General features: G+C 33.1%; 1 protein-coding gene. It reads left to right on the forward strand.

What is annotated here, in order from left to right; all coding sequences use genetic code 11:
* Positions 1 to 159 precede the first annotated feature (159 nt).
* Complete coding sequence (locus OCT58_RS10335; RefSeq protein WP_267202728.1) at positions 160 to 1,131, forward strand: Abi family protein; 972 nt, start codon at positions 160 to 162, stop codon at positions 1,129 to 1,131.
* The last annotated feature ends 179 nt before the right edge of the window (positions 1,132 to 1,310 follow it).

A 1,310-nucleotide genomic window follows, 5' to 3' on the forward strand; every position in this document is an offset into this window, starting at 1 on the left:
ATTTAATTTTAAAAAGCAACGCTGTTTAAAGCAAAGAGTGAGCCTTCATTCACACAAATTGTGTAAATAAAGGCTCACTCTTTTGGTATCCCAAATGTCAATAGCTTAACTTAATGACATTGAAGTAATCTTCCCGTCTTTTTTTATTTTGGAGGAAATATGATAGACAAGCCATTTAAGAATATTAACGAGCAAATCTCAATCTTAAAAAATGATAGAAACTTATTAATTAGGGATGTAGAGGCAGCAAAAAGTCATCTAATTAGGTATGGCTATTACGAAATTGTAAATGGCTATAAGGATCACTTTTTAATTGATCCAACTGATGATGATAAGGGATACAAAAAAGATGCCGATTTTGAGCATATGTATTCGTTATTTTTATTAGATAATGAACTTAGAACCATTATCTTAAGCGGACTTGAAGAATTTGAAGCAACATTTAAACAATCACTAGCCTATGCTATTTCCCTTAAAATTTCTGAAAATCCAAATACCTATTTATCAAAAGCGCTCTATAATCGTGGAAAAACCTACCATTTCAGAAGGCATGGGCAAACTATCAACACAAACGACAGAACCAATTTACTTCATAAGTTAGATAAAGTTACTCATTCCGATATTGAACCCTTTAAGCACTACAGAGAAGATCACGGTAATATTCCACCTTGGATCATCGTAAAGGGATTATCATTTGGGCAAACGATATATCTATATTCTTTAAGCAAGCCTGAGGTAAGGAATTATGTAATCGCAAGAATGTTAAAAATGATAACAGATGAATCACTTGTAAATACATTAGAACCTGAGTTTAAAATCAAACAAGGCTTCGGTGATCTACTTGATTTATATTTGGATTATCGAAACTTAACTGCTCATGGAGGAAGAGTTTATAACCACCAATCAAGGAAACATGCTCTTCGCCCAGACTCCAAACTAATCTATCGAGATTCAATTATTAGTAAGCAACCTTCCAATAGGCATAATTTAAAATACCGCAGTAGCGTAGGTGTGCTTATTCAAAGCCTTAAGTTATTTTCAAATACAGATCCATATAATCACATGAAGAATAACGTTCAACATTCATTAGCAGGTTATTGTAGAGCCTATCCTCAGGACAAAGCCTTTTAAAATGTACTATGGAATTAGACTTATTAGATTAAAAAATGACCACCGCACAACCGTGCAGCAATGTCATTAAGTTAAGCTATTGACATTTGGGATACCAAAAGAGTGAGCCTTTATTTACACAATTTGTGTGAATGAAGGCTCACTCTTTGCTTTAAACAGCGTTGCTTTTTAAAATTAAA

It is taken from the genome of Limosilactobacillus kribbianus, assembly GCF_026413145.1.
GTDB classification, from domain to species: Bacteria; Bacillota; Bacilli; order Lactobacillales; family Lactobacillaceae; genus Limosilactobacillus; species Limosilactobacillus kribbianus.